This window comes from Streptomyces sp. NPDC017056, from assembly GCF_044332485.1.
GTDB lineage: Bacteria > Actinomycetota > Actinomycetes > Streptomycetales > Streptomycetaceae > Streptomyces.
Genome location: NZ_JBIRPD010000002.1, coordinates 142,203 through 162,951, shown reverse-complemented (window position 1 = coordinate 162,951; position 20,749 = coordinate 142,203). Strand labels below are relative to the sequence as shown.

Annotated in this window: 22 protein-coding genes; 4 read left to right on the top strand and 18 right to left on the bottom strand. The window is 71.1% G+C overall.

Annotated features, from left to right (window positions below; all coding sequences use genetic code 11):
• Window positions 1-56: 56 nt before the first annotated feature.
• From tatA to ACH4OW_RS03610, 9 genes are all read right to left on the bottom strand, one after another.
• Window positions 57-350 (bottom strand): Sec-independent protein translocase subunit TatA, encoded by a 294-nt coding sequence (gene tatA / locus ACH4OW_RS03650; RefSeq protein WP_360127902.1) that lies wholly within the window; start codon window positions 348-350, stop codon window positions 57-59.
• Between the two features lie 206 nt (window positions 351-556).
• Window positions 557-757 (bottom strand): hypothetical protein, encoded by a 201-nt coding sequence (locus ACH4OW_RS03645; RefSeq protein WP_360127905.1) that lies wholly within the window; start codon window positions 755-757, stop codon window positions 557-559.
• Between the two features lie 50 nt (window positions 758-807).
• Window positions 808-1,068 (bottom strand): hypothetical protein, encoded by a 261-nt coding sequence (locus ACH4OW_RS03640; RefSeq protein ID WP_398024667.1) that lies wholly within the window; start codon window positions 1,066-1,068, stop codon window positions 808-810.
• A gap of 21 nt (window positions 1,069-1,089) precedes the next feature.
• On the bottom strand, window positions 1,090-2,040 hold the full coding sequence (locus ACH4OW_RS03635) for a WYL domain-containing protein (RefSeq protein ID WP_360127911.1): 951 nt from the start codon (window positions 2,038-2,040) through the stop codon (window positions 1,090-1,092).
• Between the two features lie 21 nt (window positions 2,041-2,061).
• Window positions 2,062-3,051: a WYL domain-containing protein gene (locus ACH4OW_RS03630; RefSeq protein ID WP_360127914.1), complete on the bottom strand. Its 990-nt coding sequence runs from the start codon at window positions 3,049-3,051 to the stop codon at window positions 2,062-2,064.
• Window positions 3,052-3,300: 249 nt separating this feature from the next.
• Window positions 3,301-3,675 (bottom strand): FKBP-type peptidyl-prolyl cis-trans isomerase, encoded by a 375-nt coding sequence (locus ACH4OW_RS03625; RefSeq protein WP_360127917.1) that lies wholly within the window; start codon window positions 3,673-3,675, stop codon window positions 3,301-3,303.
• A gap of 57 nt (window positions 3,676-3,732) precedes the next feature.
• Window positions 3,733-4,737, bottom strand: coding sequence for an FKBP-type peptidyl-prolyl cis-trans isomerase (locus ACH4OW_RS03620; protein ID WP_398024663.1), 1,005 nt, complete (start codon window positions 4,735-4,737; stop codon window positions 3,733-3,735).
• A 174-nt stretch (window positions 4,738-4,911) separates the two neighbouring features.
• The gene (pafA, locus tag ACH4OW_RS03615; RefSeq protein WP_360127919.1) at window positions 4,912-6,273 is read right to left on the bottom strand and encodes a Pup--protein ligase; all 1,362 of its coding nucleotides are present in this window, start codon (window positions 6,271-6,273) and stop codon (window positions 4,912-4,914) included.
• A gap of 9 nt (window positions 6,274-6,282) precedes the next feature.
• Window positions 6,283-7,551: an MFS transporter gene (locus tag ACH4OW_RS03610; RefSeq protein WP_398024660.1), complete on the bottom strand. Its 1,269-nt coding sequence runs from the start codon at window positions 7,549-7,551 to the stop codon at window positions 6,283-6,285.
• 122 nt (window positions 7,552-7,673) lie between these two features.
• Here ACH4OW_RS03610 and ACH4OW_RS03605 point away from each other — a divergent pair, with 122 nt between their 5' ends.
• On the top strand, window positions 7,674-8,720 hold the full coding sequence (locus ACH4OW_RS03605) for a LacI family DNA-binding transcriptional regulator (protein ID WP_398024658.1): 1,047 nt from the start codon (window positions 7,674-7,676) through the stop codon (window positions 8,718-8,720).
• 117 nt (window positions 8,721-8,837) lie between these two features.
• Here ACH4OW_RS03605 and prcA read toward each other — a convergent pair whose 3' ends face one another.
• From prcA to arc, 6 genes are all read right to left on the bottom strand, one after another.
• The gene (gene prcA / locus ACH4OW_RS03600) at window positions 8,838-9,644 is read right to left on the bottom strand and encodes a proteasome subunit alpha (protein WP_360127926.1); all 807 of its coding nucleotides are present in this window, start codon (window positions 9,642-9,644) and stop codon (window positions 8,838-8,840) included.
• Window positions 9,645-9,709: 65 nt separating this feature from the next.
• Entirely contained in the window at window positions 9,710-10,555 is an 846-nt protein-coding gene (prcB, locus tag ACH4OW_RS03595; protein WP_360127929.1) for a proteasome subunit beta, read from the bottom strand.
• The gene (locus tag ACH4OW_RS03590) at window positions 10,507-10,683 is read right to left on the bottom strand and encodes an endonuclease domain-containing protein (protein ID WP_360127932.1); all 177 of its coding nucleotides are present in this window, start codon (window positions 10,681-10,683) and stop codon (window positions 10,507-10,509) included. The genes prcB and ACH4OW_RS03590 overlap by 49 nt, the downstream gene beginning before the upstream one ends.
• A gap of 180 nt (window positions 10,684-10,863) precedes the next feature.
• Window positions 10,864-11,082: a ubiquitin-like protein Pup gene (locus tag ACH4OW_RS03585; RefSeq protein ID WP_003981605.1), complete on the bottom strand. Its 219-nt coding sequence runs from the start codon at window positions 11,080-11,082 to the stop codon at window positions 10,864-10,866.
• A 178-nt stretch (window positions 11,083-11,260) separates the two neighbouring features.
• Window positions 11,261-12,772: a depupylase/deamidase Dop gene (gene dop / locus ACH4OW_RS03580; RefSeq protein ID WP_398024656.1), complete on the bottom strand. Its 1,512-nt coding sequence runs from the start codon at window positions 12,770-12,772 to the stop codon at window positions 11,261-11,263.
• A gap of 277 nt (window positions 12,773-13,049) precedes the next feature.
• The gene (arc, locus tag ACH4OW_RS03575; protein ID WP_360127939.1) at window positions 13,050-14,816 is read right to left on the bottom strand and encodes a proteasome ATPase; all 1,767 of its coding nucleotides are present in this window, start codon (window positions 14,814-14,816) and stop codon (window positions 13,050-13,052) included.
• 241 nt (window positions 14,817-15,057) lie between these two features.
• On the opposite strand from arc, the gene ACH4OW_RS03570 reads away from it, so the two are divergent.
• The gene (locus ACH4OW_RS03570) at window positions 15,058-15,345 is read left to right on the top strand and encodes a ferredoxin (protein WP_030017428.1); all 288 of its coding nucleotides are present in this window, start codon (window positions 15,058-15,060) and stop codon (window positions 15,343-15,345) included.
• A gap of 15 nt (window positions 15,346-15,360) precedes the next feature.
• Here ACH4OW_RS03570 and ACH4OW_RS03565 read toward each other — a convergent pair whose 3' ends face one another.
• The 3 genes from ACH4OW_RS03565 to ACH4OW_RS03555 form a co-directional block, all read right to left on the bottom strand.
• Window positions 15,361-15,945, bottom strand: a complete 585-nt coding sequence (locus ACH4OW_RS03565) for a hypothetical protein (protein ID WP_360127945.1) — start codon at window positions 15,943-15,945, stop codon at window positions 15,361-15,363.
• A gap of 185 nt (window positions 15,946-16,130) precedes the next feature.
• Entirely contained in the window at window positions 16,131-17,039 is a 909-nt protein-coding gene (locus ACH4OW_RS03560; protein WP_003981600.1) for a tRNA (adenine-N1)-methyltransferase, read from the bottom strand.
• Between the two features lie 282 nt (window positions 17,040-17,321).
• Entirely contained in the window at window positions 17,322-18,635 is a 1,314-nt protein-coding gene (locus ACH4OW_RS03555) for a site-2 protease family protein (RefSeq protein WP_360127949.1), read from the bottom strand.
• Window positions 18,636-18,825: 190 nt separating this feature from the next.
• On the opposite strand from ACH4OW_RS03555, the gene ACH4OW_RS03550 reads away from it, so the two are divergent.
• Together ACH4OW_RS03550 and ACH4OW_RS03545 are read left to right on the top strand one after the other, a co-directional pair.
• Window positions 18,826-19,971, top strand: coding sequence for a RecB family exonuclease (locus ACH4OW_RS03550; protein WP_398024651.1), 1,146 nt, complete (start codon window positions 18,826-18,828; stop codon window positions 19,969-19,971).
• Window positions 19,972-19,984: 13 nt separating this feature from the next.
• Window positions 19,985-20,656, top strand: coding sequence for a response regulator transcription factor (locus ACH4OW_RS03545; RefSeq protein ID WP_360127955.1), 672 nt, complete (start codon window positions 19,985-19,987; stop codon window positions 20,654-20,656).
• The last annotated feature ends 93 nt before the right edge of the window (window positions 20,657-20,749 follow it).

The following is a 20,749-nucleotide window of genomic DNA, read 5'->3' as shown; positions in this document are numbered from 1 at the left end:
TCCTCATCTCGTGCGAGAGGCAGTGGCCGTCACCCCTGCCCCGTCCGGGCCCTCGGTCAGCGCTTGGTGGTGTCGGACGGCTGGGCGACCGGCCGTCCGCTGTTCACGTCGCCGGGGGCGGCCTGGATGGTGCGCGGGGCTTCCTGCTGGCCGTTCGGGTTCGGCGGGTCGGACGGCGCCGACTGGGAGTCCGTTCCCTCCGACTTCATCGCCTTGGCCTCGCTCTTGAGGATGCGTGCGGACTTGCCGAGCGAACGAGCCATGTCGGGGAGCTTCTTCGCGCCGAACAGCAGCAGGACGACGACGAGGATGAGGAGGATCTCGGGAACACCGATCTTTCCACCGAACATAACTGGGTACCTTCTCACCGAGGCGGCTGGGGTTGGGGCTGCTCGACAGATCGGACATATGTCCGTCCGCCGTGCCAGCAGCGATCGTAACGCGCGGCGGCAAACGCTGGACAATCTCCGCGCGTACTCCCGGTTGCGGGCCGGTGCCTCGCTCTTCGGCCCGCTTCAGCAGCGTACCGGTCGCGCGTGCGACTGAGCAGAGCGCGTCATCCCTTTACTCTTCCGCCCCGCGCGGCCAGCGGTGTGGCCGCGCGTTCCAGGTCCTCGGCGGCCCGCTGGATGCGCTGCGAGGTCTCTCCGACCTGGCGGGCCAGCCGCCGTACCTCGACGAAGACGCGGACGGCGAGGACGCCGAGCACGGCGAGGCCGAGGAAGCCGAGAGCGATAGCGATCATGGGCCAGAGCATGGGGCGAGCCTATCGGGGGGTGGGTGGGGCGGGTGGTGTCCCGGGGCGCGTCAGCCGCAGTGCAGCCGCAGCGTGCGCACCCCGCCCCCGGTGAGCAGTTCGATGATCCGTTCGCCGGCCGGTTTGCGGACCGCGCTGCCGCAGTCCGGGCAGGTGAAGGAGTAGAAGGTGGTACGGCTGCTGGCGCCGATGGCCAGGCGCAGCGCGTCCGACGCCAGCTCGAAGCGGCCGCGGCAGGCCGGGCAGGCCGCCTTGAAGAGCACCGGTCCTGCCAGGGTCGTGGTCATCGTGCCCGCCATGGTCGTCGTCATCGTGCCGCCGCCCTTCGCGTCCTATTCGCCGTAAGCCGCGAGCGCCTGCCGGGACGCCTGGCGCGCGCTGTCCGCGAGGGCCTGCGGCGAGACGATGCGGCCGTCCCGGCCCAGGCGCAGCGCGAGCCGCCGGAGCGAGGCGGGGTCGGGGGTGCGCAGCGTGATGCGCAGGCCGCCGTCCGGCAGCTCGTCGGCGCTGTCGTGCGGGTAGTACTCGGCCACCCAGCGGCCGCCTGGGCCGACCTCGATGACGACCTCGGGGTCTTCGGCTGCCGGCTGGACGAGCCCTTCGGACAGGTCGCGCAGCTCGACGGGCGGCGGGTCGGAGGGGGCGTCGAGCAGTTTGATCTCGGCGACGCGGTCGAGCCGGAAGGTACGGCGTGCCTCCGAGAGCCGGCACCATGCCTCTACGTAGGTGTGGCCGACCGCGAACAGCCGGATCGGGTCCACTTCGCGCTCGGTCAGCTCGTCGCGGGCGGGCGAGTAGTAGCGCAGCCACAGGCGGCGCCGCTCGGCGATCGCCCGGTCCACGTCGGCGAAGACGCCGCCTTCGGACTCGAAGGTGACCGACACCCGGGAGCTGGCGCCGGCCGCCTCGCCCGCTGCGGCCTCCAGCTTGGCGGTGGCGCGCAGCAGTGCCTGCCGGTCGCCCTCGCGCAGGCCGGGGAGGGTGGCCACCGCGCGGGCGGCCACGAGCAGGGCGGTGGCCTCGTCGGCGGCGAGGCGGAGCGGTTCGGCGACGTCGTCGGGGTTGTGCCACCAGATGCGGTCGCCGTCGGTGTCGATGTCGAGCAGGTCGCCGCCGCGGAAGCTGGTACCGCACATGGGCAGTACGTCGAGGTCGGCGATCAGCTCGTCCTCGGTGATGCCGAAGGCGCGGGCGACGTCGGAGACGCGGGCGCCGGGGCGTTCGCGCAGGTAGGTCACCAGCGACAGCATGCGCCGGGTCTGGTCGATCGCGTTCGTAGCCATGGAGTGTGCGTCCCGTCTCTCTCAGCCCTTGGCCACGGCGCGCAGCCGGTCCACGACGTCGGCCCGCAGTTCGGCGGGTTCCAGCACCACCACGTCGGGGCCGAACTCCACCAGCCAGGCGTCGAGTCCGTGCCCGTACGGGATCTCCAGTTCGTCCCAGCCGCCGCCGAGGTCGCGGATGTTCAGCGCGCGGGCGCGCAGCGGGTAGCCGTGGTCGGCGCGCAGTCTGATGCGGGCGGTGCCGGTGGCGGTCTCGCCGGCCCAGCTCTCCACGGTCTCGCGGACCGTGACGTGGTCGGGCACCTCGGCGGTGAACTTCCCCTGCCGGGAGCGGACCTTGCCGGTGATGCGGGAGAGCCGGAAGACGCGCTCGGCCTGCCGCTCGCGGTCCCAGCCGGCCAGGTACCAGTGGCCGCGCCAGCACTCCAGTATCCACGGCTCCACCTGCCGCTGCTCGGGGCGCGCGGCGTTGGACTTGCGGTAGTCGAAGACGACGGGGCGCCGGTCGCGGCAGGCGAGCATCAGCGGTTCGAAGGCCGCCTCGTGAGCGGGAATGCGGGGCTCCAGCGCGCTGTGCGGCTGCTGCGCCTCGAACGCGTCGTCGTCCTGGAGGGGCATGCCGGCGGCGCGCAGTTTCTGGAGCGCGCCGCTGGCCGCGCCGGCCAGCCGGGCCTGCTGCCAGATCTTGGCGGCGAGTCCCAGTGCGGCGGCCTCGGCCGCGTCCAGGGTGATCGGGGGGAGGCGGTTGCTGTCCCGGCGCGCGAGGTAGCCGGTCTCCCCGTCCAGTGCCTCGACGGTCTCGATGACCAGGCCCAGCTCGCGCAGATCGTCCTTGTCGCGCTCGAACATCCGGTTGAAGGAGTCGTCGCTGCCGCTCCCGGCGTCCCCGGCGCCGAACGTCTCCACGTACGCCTCGATGGACGACCGCAGTTCGCGTTTGGTCAGCGGGCGACGGGTACCCAGAAGGCACAGCGCCAGGTTCATCAGCCGCTCGGCCTTGGCAATGGCCATCGACGCCCTTTCTTGTCGGACTCCCGACCGATGACCGTACCGCTCCGGGGACCTGCGGCAAAAGCCGAGGGTCCGGACGGCGAAGGCCGAGGGTCCGGACGGCGAAGGCCGAGGGTCCGGACGGCGAAGGCCGGGGGCCCTGACGACGGGCGTCGGCGGCCGGGGCGGCGAAGGCCGAGGGCCCGTGCCGGGTGGCACGGGCCCTCGGTGGGCCGGCCGCCGCGGTGCGGTGGGCCGGCGCCTTCGGTCTCAGACGGAGATCAGGTCACAGACGAAGATCAGCGTCTCGCCGGGGGCGATGCGGCCGCCGCCGGCGCCGCGGTCGCCGTAGGCCAGGTGCGGCGGGATGGTCAGCCGGCGGCGGCCGCCGACCTTCATGCCCTGTACGCCCTTGTCCCAGCCGGGGATGACCTGGCCGGCACCGAGCTGGAACTCCAGCGGGTTGCCGCGGTTCCAGCTCGCGTCGAACTCCTCGCCGGAGCTGAAGGAGACCCCGACATAGTGGACCTTGACGAAGTCCCCGGCCTTGGCGACCGGCCCGTCACCCTCCCACAGGTCCACGATCTCCAGATCGGTGGGGGCGTCGCCCTCGGGGAAGTCGATTTCGGGCTTGTCGATGCTCACGAAAGTGCTCCTACGAACGAATCTGTACTGCTACGACCACAGTCTGGCAGATCATGTTCACACCGTGCCGACGATGTCCACGGAGAACACGAGCGTGCTCTTGCCCAGCTCGTGCTGCGGGTTCGCGCCGTAGCCCAGCTTCGGCGGGATCACGATCTCCACCCGGTCGCCGACGTTCTTGCCGACCAGCGCCTGGTCCCAGCCCTTGACGACGGCACCGGTGCCGATCTGGAAGGCGGTCGCCCCGCCGTGGTCCCAGGAGGAGTCGAATTTCTTGCCGTCCTCCCACTTCACGCCCGTGTACTGCGCGATCAGCCCGTCACCGGCCTTCACCTTCGGGCCCTTGCCCTTGATCAGGACCTGCTCCTTGAGGTCGGCCGGCGCCTTCTCCCCCTTGGGGATGGTGATCGTCGCGGCCTTGTCGCCCTCCGCCTTGACCTCGGGCATGCCCTCCTCCGGCGCCGCCTGCTCGCCCTCGGACTTGCCCTTCTTGTCCGCCTTGCCCGCGCCGGCCACGTCCACGACCCACACCAGGCCGTCCTCCGGCTTGATGCCGGACTGCGGGTTCAGGTTCTCGCCGATCAGCGCCTTCGCGGTGCCCTCGACCTCGAACCGGCTGCCGACCTTCTGGCCCGCCACCGCCTCCAGCACCTTCTGCGGCAGCTGCTGCTGGGTCTGCTGGTCGCTCACCTCGCTGACCAGCTGCATGCGCGGCGCCTTCACATCCGCACCGGGCTGCTTGGTCCAGGTGCTGCCGAGGTTCTGGCCGCTCTTCATGGTCTGCGCCGCGAAGTCCAGGCGTACGTAGTCGCCCTTCTTCACCGTCGCGCCCTTGCCCTCGATCAGCGTCTTGGTGACGGCCTCGTCGGGCGCCTTGGCGTCCTTCGGCACGGTGATCTTGGGCTGTTCCCCGGGCTTCCCCTCCACCTTGGCGACCGCGGAGGCGGAGGCGGAAGCCGACGAGCCCTTGCCGTCATCGGACCCACAGGCGGCGGTGAACAGCAGGAGGGGCACGGTCAGCGCCGCGGCGGCAGCGCGGCTGGTGTTCTTCGTGAGGTTCATGAAGTCCAACTCGGGGTCGTGGGGCGGGTGGGCAATGCCCGCCACTCTACGACCTGAACCTGGGTGCATTTCCATAAGCAACACAACGGTGGAATAGAGCAATGTGCCGGGAGCGCCCCCGCGCTCCCGGCACCTCCACGGCCGGCCGTCACCGTATCCGGTGACGGCCCGGGCTCACATACCGGCGATCAGCTTCTCCACCCGGTCGTCCACCGACCGGAACGGGTCCTTGCACAGCACCGTGCGCTGCGCCTGGTCGTTGAGCTTCAGGTGCACCCAGTCCACCGTGAAATCGCGGCGCTGCTCCTGCGCACGGCGGATGAAGTCGCCGCGCAGCCGCGCCCGGGTGGTCTGCGGCGGCACCGACTTGCCCTCGAAGATCTTCAAGTCGTTGCAGATACGAGCCGCCTGGCCCTTCCGCTCCAGGAGGTAGTAAAGGCCCCGGCGGCGGTGGATGTCGTGATACGCGAGGTCTATCTGCGCCACTCGCGGATGCGACATGCTGATGTTGTTCTTCGCGCGGTACCGCTCGATGAGCTGGTACTTCATCACCCAGTCGATTTCGGTGGAGATACGGTCGAGATCCTCGTCACGGACGGCTTCGAGCGTACGGCCCCACAACTCCAGGACCTGTTCGACCGTGCCCGTACGGATTCCGCGCCGTTCGCAGAAGTCCACCGCCTTTTCGTAGTACTCCTGCTGGACCTCCAGCGCGGACGCCTCCCGGCCGCTGGCGAGCCGCACCTTTCGCCGGCCCGTTATGTCGTGACTGACCTCGCGAATGGCGCGGATCGGGTTTTCCAGCGTCAGGTCGCGCATGACCGTGCCGGCCTCGATCATGCGCAGCACGAGGTCCGTGGCGCCGACCTTCAACAGCATGGTCGTCTCGGACATGTTGGAGTCGCCGACGATGACGTGCAGCCGGCGGTAGCGCTCCGCGTCGGCGTGCGGCTCGTCGCGGGTGTTGATGATCGGACGGGACCGGGTCGTCGCCGAGGAGACGCCCTCCCAGATGTGCTCGGCGCGCTGGCTCACGCAGTAGACGGCCCCGCGCGGCGTCTGCAGTACCTTGCCCGCGCCGCACAGCAGCTGACGGGTGACCAGGAAGGGGATGAGAATGTCCGCGAGCCGGGAGAACTCCCCGTGCCGGGCCACGAGATAGTTTTCGTGGCAACCATAGGAGTTTCCGGCGGAATCGGTGTTGTTCTTGAAGAGATAGACGTCGCCCGCGATTCCCTCCTCGTGCAGGCGGCGCTCGGCGTCGACCAGCAGACCTTCGAGAATGCGCTCGCCGGCCTTGTCGTGGGTGACCAGCTCGGTCACGTTGTCGCACTCGGGGGTTGCGTATTCCGGGTGCGATCCCACGTCCAGGTACAAGCGGGCGCCGTTCCGCAGGAAGACATTGCTGCTGCGGCCCCATGACACGACACGGCGGAAGAGGTACCGCGCCACTTCGTCAGGAGACAGTCGGCGCTGTCCCCTGAACGTGCACGTGACGCCGTACTCGTTCTCCAGCCCGAAAATGCGGCGGTCCATGACTGAACATTACGCCTGATGGCCTGCTCTGAAACCGGGTTGGGCCGCCCCGTTCCGATCATTTTCCGCCGCGGCCCGGACAGCCCCGCTCACAGCGGCCCCACCACCAGGGGAAAGAAAGCGCTTTGTCGACAGAAGGACGATCAGTGCGGCCACTCCGCCCGCTCCCGCCACGGCGAACCCGGCGGCCGGGCCGCCCTGCTGCACCGCGGGCCCCACCACCGTCATCCCCACCGCCGACCCGACCCCGATCGTGGTCACCAGCCACGAGAACGCCTCGGTGACCGTCCCGCGCGGCGCGTGCCGGTCCACCACCACGAACGCACACGCCAGCGCGGGCGCCAGGGAGATGCCGGACAGCCCCGCCAGCAGCGTCATCCCCACCACTCCCGGCGTCACCGCCAGCGGCACGTACCCCGCCGCCAACAGGGCCACCAGCAGCAGCAACCGGTTCTCCGGATGCCCCGGCCACTGCCGTGCGCCGTACACCACGCCGCCCAGGAGCGCGCCGACGCCGAGGGCGGACAGCAGGTAACTGGAGACCATGCCGCCGCCGTGCGCGTCGGCGTATGCGACCGCCGCCACCGCGATCGACCCCAGCGCCGCGCCCACGAAGAAGAACGACGCCACGAGCACCACGATCCCGGAGGACTGCAAGGCGCCCAGCCAGTGCGCCTCGCGCGGCGCGCTGCGCCACTCCCGCGACGGCGCCGAGACGGCCACCGAGAGCGCGCCCAGCACCCCGAACACGTTGACCACCAGCAGCGCCGCCCGTTCCGACCAGGCCGCCACGCACGTGGTCACCAGCAACGGGCCCACCGCGAACAGCACTTCCTGCGCTACCGCGTCCAGCGCGTACGCGGCGTGCACCCGGTCCTCGCGCTTGAGCACCGAGGGCCACAGCGCGCGCAGCCCGCCCTCCAGAGGCGGCGTGAAGAACCCGGCGACCGCCACGGCCGCGTACACCACGGGCAGCGGGCCGAGCCCCACGGCCGCCGGCAGTGTCATGCCCAGGGCGGAGACCACGGCGGCGGGCAGGATCACGCGCGGCTGCCCGTACAGGTCCACCGCCCGCCCCAGCAGCGGCTGCCCGATGGCGTTGCTCAGTCCGTACACGGCGGACAGCACCCCGGCGAGGACGTAGCTGCCGCCCTCCGCGCGGGTGAAGAGCACGATGGCCAGCGGCCCGGTCGCGTTCGGCAGCCTGCCGATCAGCGTTCCGACCAGCAGCCGCGCCGCGTGCCGTGTCCTGAGCAGCTCCGCGTACCCAGCGGCCATGCCCGCCCCTTCCTACCCGGCGCGGCCGGGAGTGTTACGTATAACGTGCGGGCGTCATACGTACCATGGGACCGGTCGGCGGGTCCACACCGCGACGTACCGAAGCGAGGAGCCCGAACCCGGTGACCCCCCAAGAGGACCCGACAGCAGCGCGCCCGGGCACGGCCGCCGGCGCCCGCGTGACCAGCCGGGACGTGGCACGCGCCGCCGGTGTCTCGCAGGCCGCCGTCTCCCTGGTCCTCGGCGACAAGTGGCACGGCCGCGTCTCGCGGCCCAAGGCCGAATCCGTCCGCGCCGCCGCCCGCGACCTCGGCTACCGGCCCAACCTGGCCGCCCGCAGCCTCCGGCTGGGCCGCACCCGTACCGCGCTGCTCGTCGTCCCCGCCCTGACCACCGAGTTCTTCGCGCGCGTCTACACCGGCGCGGCGCGGGTCGCCGCCGAGAACGGCTTCGGCGTCGTGCTGTACCCCTCCCCCGAAGGCGTCGGCCCGGCCCGTGACCCCTTCGACTCGGCGCGCGCCTCACTCGACGGCGTGATCGCCTCCTCGATGGCCTCCGACGCGCTGGCCGCGATGCGCGGCGAGGGGCTGCCGCTGGTCCTGCTCGACAGCGACCCGGACGACTCCGGGGCCACCGCGACCGTCAACCTCGACCTCGCCGACGGCGTCCGCCGGCTGGTCGCGCACCTGCTCGCGCTGGGCCACCGCCGGATCACCCACCTCGCCGCCGACATCGACTCCTGGACCTTCCGCGTACGGGCCCGGGCGCTCGCGGAGGCGTTGCACGGCGTCCCGGACGCCCGCGTACGGACCGAACCGGCCGCCCTCAGCGTCGAGGCGGGCCTGCGCGCCGCGCACGCCTCCCTGACCCGGCCCGGCCCCCGGCCGACCGCCCTCCTGTGCGACGACGACCTCCTGGCGGCGGGGGCCTGCAAGGCCGCGCGACGGCTGGGCCTGCGGGTCCCGGAGGACGTGTCCGTCACGGGCGTCGACGACCTGGCGCTGGCCACCGCCCTGGAGCCGGAGCTGACCACCCTGCGGCTGCCCGCCGAGGACGTCGGGGCCGCCGGCATGCGGGCCCTGATGACGGCCTTGGACGGCGGTACGCCCGCGCCCGTGACCCTGCCGGCCGAACTGGTCGTCCGCGGGTCCACCGCGCCGCCCCGCTGACCGCCGCACAACGCGGCGCGCCCCGGCGGGTGCTCGACCCGCCGGGGCGCGTAGGTGCCCGTCCGCCGCGCCGTACGGCTGCCGGTCACCGGCACGCCGCACGACGCCTCGTAAGCGCTACTTCCCGGTGTCCTGGCCGCCTTCGGAGCCCGAGGTGCCTTCGGAGTCCGACGGTGCGCCGCCGGCCCCTTCCCGGCCCTCCTCCGCCGCGGACGCCGCGGCGCCGTTCTCCTCCAGCAGCCGGGAGAGCTGACGGCCCAGGATCCGCTTGAACTTCCGCTGCTGCGGACGCGTACGGTCCAGGGTCGCGACCTCCAACTGCTCGGCGGTCAGTGTGCGTTCACCGCCGTTGTTGTCGCGCGAGAGCGACTCGACGGCCAGTTTCAGCGCCTCGCCCAGCGTCATGCCGTCACGGTGGCGCTGATCGAGGTAGCTGCTGATCTGATCGGCGTTGCCGCCCACCGCGACCGAACCGTGCTCGTCGACGATCGATCCGTCGTGCGGCAGCCGGTAGATCTGGTCGTCCTCGGGGGCATTGCCCACCTCCGCGACGATCAGCTCCACCTCGTAGGGCTTCTCGGCGGCGCTGGAGAAGATCGTGCCGAGGGTCTGCGCATAGACGTTGGCAAGGCCCCGCGCGGTCACGTCCGCGCGGTCGTAGGTATAGCCGCGCAGGTCGGCGTAGCGCACGCCGCCGATGCGCAGGTTCTCGAACTCGTTGTACTTGCCGACCGCGGCGAAGGCGATGCGGTCATAGATCTCGCTGACCTTGTGCAGGGCGCGGGAAGGATTCTCGGCGACGAAGACCACGCCGTCGGTGTACTGCAGCACCACGACGCTGCGGCCGCGCGCGATGCCTTTGCGCGCGTACTCCGCACGGTCGGCCATGGCCTGCTGGGGTGAGACATAGAACGGCGTCGACACCGGCTATCCGTCCCTTTCTGTCAATGACTCTCTCAGTGGCGCGTGCATGGCGGACTTCCGTCCCCTCAGAGCAGCGCGGCACGCGGGCCGTCGGGCTCGTCGAGCCGCCGCTCGTGGACGGCCCGGGCGATCTGGGACACCTCGGCCTCGGTGTACCGCTTGAAGCCGTCCTCGGTGATCACGGTGACGATCGGGTAGATGCGGCGCGCCAGGTCGGGGCCGCCGGTCGCCGAGTCGTCGTCCGCGGCGTCGTACAGCGCCTGGACGACCGCGGTGGCGGCCTGGTTCTCCGTGAGGTCGTCGCGGTAGAGCTTCTTGAGGGCGCCGCGCGCGAAGACCGAGCCGGAGCCCGTCGACGCGAAGCCGTGCTCCTCCGAACGCCCGCCGGTCACGTCGTACGAGAAGATGCGGCCCTTCTCGCGGTCCACGTCCCAGCCGGCGAACAGCGGCACCACGGCCAGGCCCTGCATGGCCATCCCGAGGTTGCTGCGGATCATCGTGGAGAGGCGGTTCGCCTTGCCCTCCAGGGAGAGTTGGGCACCCTCGACCTTCTCGAAGTGCTCCAGTTCCAGCTGGAAGAGCCGGACCATCTCGACCGCGAGACCGGCGGTGCCGGCGATGCCGACGGCCGAGTACTCGTCGGCGGGGAAGACCTTCTCGATGTCGCGCTGCGCGATGACGTTGCCCATCGTCGCGCGGCGGTCGCCGGCGAGCACCACGCCGCCGGGGAACGAGGCCGCCACGATCGTCGTGCCGTGCGGCGCCTCGACGGCCCCCTGCACGGGCAGCGGCGGCCGCTTGCCCGGCAGCAGTTCCGGCGAGTGCTCCCCGAGGAAATCCATGAACGACGAGGAGCCGGGCGTCAGGAAGGCCGCCGGCAGACGCCCGGTGCTACGAGTGTTGGCTTCCACACGTTTCCTTCCGGATATTCGGCCGCCCGCCCCAAGACGTCCGGCCGATCCTTGAATTGGCCCAGCGCTGCGTTGCTGCTGAAGCACCGTACGCCCCGGACCTTACCCGTCTTGTGGTCGTGATCCACATGCGGCCGTCCGCCGGGCGCCCCGGGGGGTACCGGCGGTGTGCGGCTCCGCGCTCCGCCGCGCACCGCCGGCACCTCGGCCGGAGGCCGGCCCGCCGGTTCCGCCCGGCAGCGGGTGCGGCCGCGGGCAGCCCGTGCCCGTGCCCGCCGCACCCCCGGCCGGCCGAAGCGGCGGATCGGCTACTGACCGCCCTTTTGCACGAAACTCCGCACGAAGTCCTCGGCGTTCTCTTCGAGCACGTCGTCGATCTCGTCGAGGACGGAGTCGACGTCGTCCGACAGCTTCTCCTGCCGCTCCTTGAGATCGTCGGCAGCCTGTGCGTCCTGCGACTGCTCCTCGACCTCCTCGGTGGAACGCGTCGCCTTCTGCTGTCCGCCGCCGGTGTCCTTGGTCGCCATATCCCTCACCCCGCTCGGTTCGCCCCGCTCGATGTGACTGTCAAGATCAGACCCTACAAGCAAGGTCTGACATCGGCCCTGTTCTTCGTTGTCTTGGTGCAACGTCCGCCGGACACCCCGATGATTCCCGTTCGGGGGACCTTTCAGCCCCTCGCCGGGCACCGGATCGGGACCCGGATCACCCTCCGGAAAGGACCCTGACCAGGTCCTCGGCCGTACGGCACCGGTCGAGGAGCTCCTTGACGTGGTTACGGGTGCCGCGCAGCGGCTCCAGCGTCGGTACCCGTTGCAGAGAGTCACGGCCCGGCAGATCGAAGATCACCGAGTCCCAGGAGGCCGCGGCCACGTCGTCCGCGTACTGCTCCAGGCAGCGGCCGCGGAAGTACGCCCTGGTGTCCTCCGGGGGCGCCTGCACCGCCCGGTCGACCTCGGCGTCGGTCAGCAGCCGTTTCATCTTGCCGCGGGCCGCGAGGCGGTTGTAGAGGCCCTTGTCGGCCCGTACGTCGGCGTACTGGAGGTCGACCAGGTGCAGCCGCGCCGCGTCCCAGCCGACGCCGTCGCGGCGCCGGTAGCCCTCCATGACCTCCCGCTTCGCCACCCAGTCCAGCTCGCCGGACAGGCTCATCGGGTCGTGCTCCAAGCGCCCGAGCACGTCCTCCCAGCGGGCCAGCACGTCCTTGGTCTGCTCGTCGGCGTCCGCGCCGAGGCGGTCCTCCACGTACTTGCGCGCCAGCTCGAAGTACTCCATCTGGAGTTGTACGGCGGTCAGCGTGCGGCCGCTGCGCAGCGTGATCAGGTGCCGCAGCGTCGGGTCGTGGGAGACCTGGTGGAGGGCGCGTACGGGCTGGTCGACGGCGAGGTCCACGGCGATGAAGCCGTCCTCGATCATGGACAGGACCAGCGCGGTGGTGCCCAGCTTGAGGTATGTCGAGATCTCGGAGAGGTTCGCGTCCCCGATGATCACGTGCAGCCTGCGGTACTTCTCGGCGTCGGAGTGCGGCTCGTCGCGGGTGTTGATGATGGGGCGCTTGAGCGTGGTCTCCAGGCCGACCTCGACCTCGAAGTAGTCGGCGCGCTGGCTGAGCTGGAAGCCGTGCTCGTGGCCGTCCTGGCCGATGCCGACGCGGCCGGCGCCCGCGAAGACCTGGCGGGAGACGAAGAAGGGCGTCAGGTGGCGCACGATGTCCGAGAAGGGGGTCTCCCGCTTCATCAGGTAGTTCTCGTGCGTGCCGTAGGAGGCGCCCTTGTTGTCGGTGTTGTTCTTGTAGAGGTGGATGGGCTGGGCGCCGGGGACCTGGGCCGCGCGCTCGGCGGCCTCGGCCATGATGCGCTCGCCGGCCTTGTCCCAGAGCACCGCGTCACGCGGGTTGGTGACCTCGGGCGAGCTGTATTCCGGATGCGCGTGGTCCACGTACAGACGTGCCCCGTTGGTGAGGATCACATTGGCCAGCCCGATGTCCTCGTCGGTCAGCTGGCTGGCGTCGGCGTTCTCGCGGGCGAGGTCGAAGCCTCGGGCGTCCCGCAGCGGGTTCTCCTCCTCGAAGTCCCAGCGGGCGCGTCGCGCCCGGTGCATCGCCGCCGCGTAGGCGTTGACGACCTGGGACGAGGTGAGCATGGCATTGGCGTTCGGGTGGCCGGGGACGGAGATCCCGTACTCCGTCTCGATTCCCATTACTCGCCGTACGGTCATGCGGCCCTCCTTGCCCGGCGGCGCCCCCGGATGGGGTCGGCGCTCAAGTACCGCTGCGCTTCCGGTCCGTGTGCGGTCCCCGCTCCCGCACTGCGTGACGCGGCGGTACCGAAGAGCCTAGAACGCCTTTGCGGCGCTGGGGAGATCATTACAGTCATTGCTCCAGTCCGGTTTTTACCTGCTCCGTCGCTGCGTTCCGGAGGATCACCCCCGTGGCCCCGGAAATGCGTCCGGCTGCGGACGCCCCGTGCAGGACATCCGCAGCCGGTCGGCGGTGTTACAGGTATTGGCCGGTATTCGCCACCGTGTCGATGGAGCGGCCGGTGTCCGCGCCCTGCTTGCCGGTGACCAGGGTGCGGATGTAAACGATCCGCTCGCCCTTCTTGCCGGAGATGCGGGCCCAGTCGTCCGGGTTGGTGGTGTTGGGCAGGTCCTCGTTCTCCTTGAACTCGTCCACGCACGCCTGGAGCAGGTGGGCGACGCGCAGACCCTTCTGGTTGTGTTCGAGGAATGCCTTGATGGCCATCTTCTTGGCGCGTCCGACGATGTTTTCGATCATTGCGCCGGAGTTGAAGTCCTTGAAATAGAGAACTTCCTTGTCACCATTGGCGTAGGTGACCTCCAGGAAGCGGTTCTCCTCGGACTCCGCGTACATCTGCTCGACGACCGACTGGATCATCGCACTGACCGCGGCCGAGCGGACTCCGCCGTGCTCGCCGAGGTCGTCGGCGTGCAGCGGCAGGCGCTCGGTGAGGTACTTCGAGAAGATGTCCTTGGCGGCCTCGGCGTCCGGACGCTCGATCTTGATCTTGACGTCGAGCCGGCCGGGACGCAGGATCGCCGGGTCGATCATGTCCTCGCGGTTGGAGGCGCCGATCACGATGACGTTCTCCAGGCCCTCCACGCCGTCGATCTCGGAGAGCAGCTGCGGGACGATGGTGTTCTCCACGTCCGAGCTGACCCCGGACCCGCGGGTGCGGAAGAGGGAGTCCATCTCGTCGAAGAAGACGATGACGGGCGTGCCCTCGCTCGCCTTCTCCCGGGCCCGCTGGAAGACCAGCCGGATGTGCCGCTCGGTCTCGCCGACGTACTTGTTGAGGAGCTCGGGGCCCTTGATGTTGAGGAAGAAGCTCTTCCCCGCGGGCTGCCCGGTCACCTCGGCGACCTTCTTGGCGAGCGAGTTCGCCACGGCCTTGGCGATGAGCGTCTTGCCGCAGCCGGGCGGTCCGTAGAGCAAGACGCCCTTGGGCGGGCGCAGTTCGTGCTCCTTGAACAGGTCCGGGTAGAGGTACGGGAGCTCGACCGCGTCGCGGATCAGCTCGATCTGGCCGCCCAGACCGCCGATCTTCGTGTAGTCGATGTCCGGGACCTCTTCGAGGACGAGTTCTTCGACCTCGCTCTTCGGGATGACCTCGTAGACGTAGCCGGAGCGCGGGTCCAGGAGCAGGGCGTCGCCGGGGCGGATGGTGATGTCCAGCAGCGGCTCGGCGAGCCTCACCACCCGCTCCTCGTCGGTGTGCCCGATGACCAGGGCCCGCTCGCCGTCCTCCAGGATTTCCTTGAGGGTGACGATGTCCCCGGCGTTCTCGTACTCCATGGCCTCGACCACGTTCAGAGCCTCGTTGAGCATGACCTCCTGGCCACGCCGCAGCTCTTCGAGGTCGACGCTGGGGCTGACGTTCACCCGGAGTTTCCGGCCTCCGGTGAAGATGTCGGCCGTACCGTCCTCGTTCGCCTGTAGAAAGACTCCGAAGCCGGCCGGCGGCTGCGCGAGCCGGTCGACCTCCTCCTTGAGGGCGACGATCTGGTCGCGCGCCTCACGGAGCGTGTTGGCGAGTCGTTCGTTCTGCGCCGAAACGCCGGCCAGGTTGGTCTGCAGCTCGACGATCCGCTCTTCGAGAATCCTCGTGTGACGCGGAGAGTCGGCGAGCTTGCGTCGCAGGACGGCGATCTCCTGCTCAAGATAGGCGACCTGGCCGGCCGGGTCGTCAGACCCTCGCCCTGGCCGGATGCCGCGGTTGATGTCGTCGTCGTGGGCTGCCACGGTCCTCACCTCCTCCAAGGGGAGCTGGACGCTTCCTGACCCTACCTGGGCCGGTGCAGGTTGAAACCCCTAGATCGAAAAGACTGTCGGGGTGTGTCCGATCTTCACCCTTGCGCACGTCCTCACCTCAGGGGGATACCCACCCAACAACATCAGAAAGCGGACGGTTGTATCGTCGAGACGGTCAACACCCGTCAGGGTGGGCCCCATTTGATTCAGGTACGCAGGAACGGCAGGCGAGATGACGGCGCAGGACGAAGCACTGGAGGTCTGGATCGACCAGGACCTCTGCACCGGCGACGGCATCTGTGCGCAGTACGCGCCGGAGGTCTTCGAACTCGACATCGACGGTCTGGCTTATGTGAAAAGCGCCGACGACGAGCTGCTGCAGGACAAGGGGGCCACCACCCCCGTACCCCTGCCGCTGCTCAATGACGTACGGGACTCCGCGAAGGAGTGCCCGGGCGACTGCATCCACGTACGCCGCGTCGCGGACCGGGTGGAGGTCTACGGCCCGGACGCGGAGTAGACGGTATGTGACGGATCACACACCCTCGGTGACGGATGAGGCGGGAAGTTCGCTCTGGACGAACTTCCCGCCTTTCCATTGCCACTTGACCTGCTCGCGCTCGTCGGGGCAGCAGCGCGGCACATCGGCCGTGGAGTAGCCCAGCAGGGTCGCGGCGACCACACCGCCGCGTACGGCGAAGCCCTCGACGCTGCGCTGCCGTGCGGGCGCGAGGAGGGTCGCGGCGACCCGCGGGGCGCCCCGGCCCGCCTCGGGGCGGGCGAGGACGTACACCCCGCTCGGCGGCGTGCCCGTCTCGGTGTGGCAGCGCACCACGGCGACCGTCTCGGGGCTGCCGTCGCCGTCGAGGTCGCCGGTGGCGCTGTCGACCACGTCGAGGCGGTTCGGGCCGCAGTCCACCGGGTACGCGGCGGCACGCGGGTCGGGGGCCGGCGCGGCGGCGGCACGGGCGCTCGCGGCGCCCCCGGTGGTGGCCGTGGCGTCGGGCGGCTGGACGAGGGACGCGGTCGCGACGACCGCCGCCAGGGCGGCGGCGGTGGCGAGCCAGTGCAAGGCGCGGGCGCGGGTGTGCGGAAGGTCCTGGCCTGCCGTGAGCTGCACGCGGGGTAACTCCTGTGAAGAACTGTGGCGGTGGGAGTGCCCAGCATCGTTCCACAGGGCAGGCCGTCAGGGAACACCCGGGCAGGGAGCTCTACCCGCCGAACGACGCGGCGCCGCCGGCGGTTCCCGCACAGGGGAACTCGTCGGCGGCGCCGGGTGGTTCGGGTCGTCGTCCGGGCGGCGGGTCAGCCGCGCTCCGCGCCTCCGCTGGAGCTGCCGGGACCGCTGTAGTCCTCGCCGTACGCGCCCTTGGCCGGGCGGCGCCGGCGCAACGGCGGCTCGACGCCGTCCGCGAGGCGGCGGGCGGTGAGCAGGAAGCCGGTGTGCCCGATCATGCGGTGGTCCGGGCGGACGGCCAGGCCCTCGACGTGCCAGGTGCGGACCATGGTCTCCCAGGCCGACGGCTCGTTGAAGGTGCCGTGCTCGCGGATGGCCTCGACGGTACGGGCCAGCTGCGTGGTCGTGGCGACGTACGCGCACAGGATGCCGCCCGGCACGAGCGCCTTGGAGACGGCCTCCAGGCACTCCCAGGGGGCGAGCATGTCCAGGATGACCCGGTCGACGTCGGTGTCGGAGAGGTTGTCCTGGAGGTCACCGACGGTGAGCGTCCACGCCGGGTGCGGGCCGCCGAAATAGCGCTCCACGTTCTGCGTGGCGATCTCGGCGAAGTCGGCGCGCCGCTCGTAGGAGTGCAGCATGCCCTGGTCGCCGATGGCGCGCAGCAGGAAGCTGCTGAGCGAGCCGGATCCCACCCCCGCCTCGACGACGCGGGCGCCGGGGAAGATGTCGGCCATCGCCAGGATCTGCCCCGCGTCCTTGGGGTAGACCACGGCGGCACCGCGGGGCATGGACAGGACGTAGTCGGGGAGCAGCGGGCGCAGCGCGAGGTAGGCGACGTTCCCGGTGGTACGGACAACACTGCCCTCGGGAGCACCGATCAGCTCGTCGTGGGGGAAGGCTCCCTTGTGGGTGTGGAAGCTCTTGCCCTCTTCGAGCGTGAACGTGTAGTGGCGTCCCTTGGGATCGGTGAGCTGGACCTGGTCCCCGACCTTGAAGGGCCCGCGACGGCGGGCGGCACCGGTCGGTTCGGACATGTGACCAGCCTACCGGGCGCGGGGGGCGCTCCGTACCAGGAGGGGCGGGGGTGGGGGGGGGCGGCGGGCGGGCCGAGGCGGGACGAGGGAGCCGGGTCGCGGCGGGGCCGGGGCTCGGCGGGCGGGGCGCGGCCGGGGCCGGTCGCGGTGGGGCCCGGGCGGGGCGCGGCCGAACCCGGGCGTGCGGCCGGGCCGGGGCGTGCGCTCCTTCGGGGCGAATCGAACGCGATCATCCCCCCGGCGGGGGCTTACCCAGGGGTGGCCCGGGGAACCCCGTTCGGCTCAGGAAGGTCGTGCCATCGCTGCCACGAAGGCGCGCTCCACGTCGGCCGTGGACAGGACGCCGTAGATCTCGCCGGTCTCCTCGACCACGAGGTATTCGGTGGCGGGGGTGGCGCGCAGGTAGTCGAGGAGATCCTCGCCGGCCAGTTCGGCGGAGACCCGCATGCCGTCTTTCAGGTCCTGGGCGAGGCCGCTGACGGCGACCCAGGGGCGGCGGTGCTCGGGGACGCCGACGATGGCGGTCTCGCGGACGACGGCGGTGGGCCGGCCCACCCGGTCCACCACGACCAGGGCACGGGCGCCGGCGTCGTTGGCGCGGCGCAGGGCCTCGGACAGCGGGGTGTCGGCCTCTACCGGCACGGCGCGCCGGGTGAGGGTGCGGGCCTGGAGGTCGGGGAGGCGTTCGCGCAACCGGGCCATGCGCAGGCTGTTGCCGGCGCCGGTCCAGATGATCGCGGCGAGGATCGCGGCGAGCAGCGCGTCGGTGATCGAGTCGGCGCCGCCGAGGTCGGTGGGCGCGTTGCCCAGGGCGCCGGTGTGGGTGAGCAGCGGCAGGCCGATCAGGACGGAGACGGCGAGCGCGCGGCCGACCCAGGCGGCGGCGACGGTGCCGGTCATCGGCTTGCCGGTGATCTTCCACACGACGGCGCGGAGCATCCGGCCGCCGTCCAGCGGCAGGCCGGGGAGCAGGTTGAAGACGGCGACGATCAGGTTGGAGATCATCAGTCCGGCGAGCAGGACGCCGGGTACGGTGCCGGGTTCGACGAGCGTCATGCCGCCGTAGAAGACGCCCGCGAGGACGAGGGAGAGCAGCGGGCCGACGAAGGCGAGGACGAATTCGCGGCCGGGGGTCTCGGACTCCTTCTCGATCTCGGAGACGCCGCCGAAGAACTGGAGCTGGATGCGGCGGACGGGGAGTTTGTAGCGCAGCGCGGCGACCGTGTGCGCGAGCTCGTGGACGAGCACGGAGGCGTAGAAGGCGACGGCGAAGAAGAGGGAGACGAGGTAGCGGGCGGCGCCCAGCTCCGGCAGGATCCGTTCGAGCTGGCCGCCGAAGACCCAGGTGATCAGGGCGGCGACGATGAACCAGCTGGGGGCCACGTAGACCGGTACGCCGAAGGGGCGGCCCATGAGGATGCCGCCGCCCGTGCGCCGTCCCCTGCGGGTGTTCTTGGCCGGCTGCTGCTTCGGGGGGCGCGGCCCGGCCGCGCGGGTGCGCCCGGTGTCGCGGGCCGGGTCGGACGGTCCGGGCGGGTTGGGCGGTTGGGGGTGCGCGGACTCCTCTGGGTCCTGCGGCTTCCCACTCTCGTCCACGGTGTCCCCTCGTCGATTGCGGCCTTCGCTCCTGTCCGTACGGATCCTGTCCGGCGGCTTGTCGATCATGCAGGGCGAAGGGGTCTGGCGTCGATGGTATGCGGAGCGCTCCGCGGCGCCCCGCCTCGGTCTCCCATTGTGATCCCTCGGTTGCGCGAGCTGTCAGTGGCGGGCCGTAGGGTCGGGTGTCATGGGAACGAGCACCGAGAAGGCCGGGCCGGACGCCGCGGGCGGCAGCGGCGGGCAGGACGGGACCGGCGAGGCCGGCGGGGCCGCGGCGCGGGAGGCCGTGGATGTCGCCGGCGTGCGCGACGGCGCTGCCGTACGGCCCGCGGACGCCGCGCCGGGCACGGGGGCAGCGGCCGGGGCGGGGGCCGGGTCGGGCGCCGGGGCGGAGGCCCAGGGTGTGACCGGCTCCACGCCGGAGGTTGTGGCCGGTTCCACGCCGCCGGTGGTCGCCCTGCCTGCCGGGCGGCCGGTCGCGCTGTCGCCTTCACGGGCGAGCGACTTCATGCAGTGCCCGCTGCTGTACCGCTTCCGTGTGATCGACAAGCTGCCGGAGAAGCCCAGCGCGGCGGCGACGCGCGGCACGGTCGTGCACGCGGTGCTGGAGCGCCTCTTCGACGCCCCCGCGGCGCAGCGGACGGCCGACGGCGCGCGGTCCATGGTGCCGGGCGAGTGGGAGAAGCTGCTGGCGAAGCGGCCGGAGCTGGCCGAGCTGTTCGAGGACGACCCGGCGGGCGAGCGGCTGGCGGCGTGGCTGGCGGACGCCGAGGCGCTGGTGGAGCGGTGGTTCACGCTGGAGGACCCGACGCGCCTGGAGCCGGCGGACCGCGAGCTGTACGTGGAGACGGTGCTCGACTCGGGGCTGCGGTTGCGCGGCTTCATCGACCGGGTGGACGTGGCGCCGACGGGCGAGGTGCGGCTCGTCGATTACAAGACCGGCAAGGCGCCCCGCCCTGAGTACGCGGACGGTCCGCTGTTCCAGATGAAGTTCTACGCGCTGGTGATGTGGCGGCTGCGGGGCCTGGTGCCGCGGCGGCTGCAGCTGGTGTACCTGGGCAGCGGGGACGTGCTGACGTACGACCCGACCGAGGCGGACCTGCGGGGTGTGGAGCGCAAGCTGCTGGCGCTGTGGGACGCCATCCAGCGGGCGGCGGCGAGCGGCGACTGGCGGCCGCGGCGTACGAAGCTGTGCGGGTGGTGCGACCACCAGGCGGTGTGCCCGGAGTTCGGCGGTACTCCCCCGCCGTATCCGCTGCCGGTTCCGGCCCCCGGCCGGGCTCTCCCCGTGGAGGCGTCCGGGCCGGGGCAAGGCAGAATGGGCGCGGTCTAACGAAGGAGTTCCTGTGGCTATCCGCGTCCTGCTGGTCGACGACCAGCCGCTGCTGCGTACCGGTTTCCGGATGATCCTGGAGGCCGAGCAGGATCTCGCGGTCGTCGGCGAGGCCGGGGACGGCCTGCAGGCGCTGGAGCAGGTGCGGGCGCTGCAGCCCGACGTGGTGCTGATGGACATCCGGATGCCGCGGATGGACGGGGTGGAGGCGACCCGGCAGATCACCGGCCCGGCGAAGGACGGTCCGGCGAAGGTGCTGGTGCTGACCACGTTCGACCTGGACGAGTACGTGGTCGAGGCGCTGCGCGCCGGGGCCAGCGGCTTCCTGTTGAAGGACGCGCCCGCGCAGGAGCTGGTGCAGGCGATCCGGGTGGTGGCGGCGGGTGAGGCGATGCTCGCGCCGAGCATCACGCGCCGGCTGCTGGACAAGTACGCGGGTCATCTGCCGTCGGGTGAGGAGCCGGTGCCGGACACGCTGAACACGCTCACCGAGCGTGAGGTGGAGGTGTTGAAGCTGGTGGCGCGCGGCCTGTCGAACGCGGAGATCGCCGCGGACCTGTTCGTGAGCGAGACGACGGTCAAGACGCACGTGGGGCACGTGCTGACGAAGCTGGGGCTGCGCGACCGGGTGCAGGCCGCGGTGTATGCGTACGAGAGCGGTCTGGTGCGTCCCGGCGCGCAGTAGGCGGGTGCCGGACACGTACGGACGGCCCGGCCCGCCCGCTCCCGGAGGAGTGGGCGGGCCGGGCCGTTTCGCGTGGTGGCGCGGGCCGTTCCC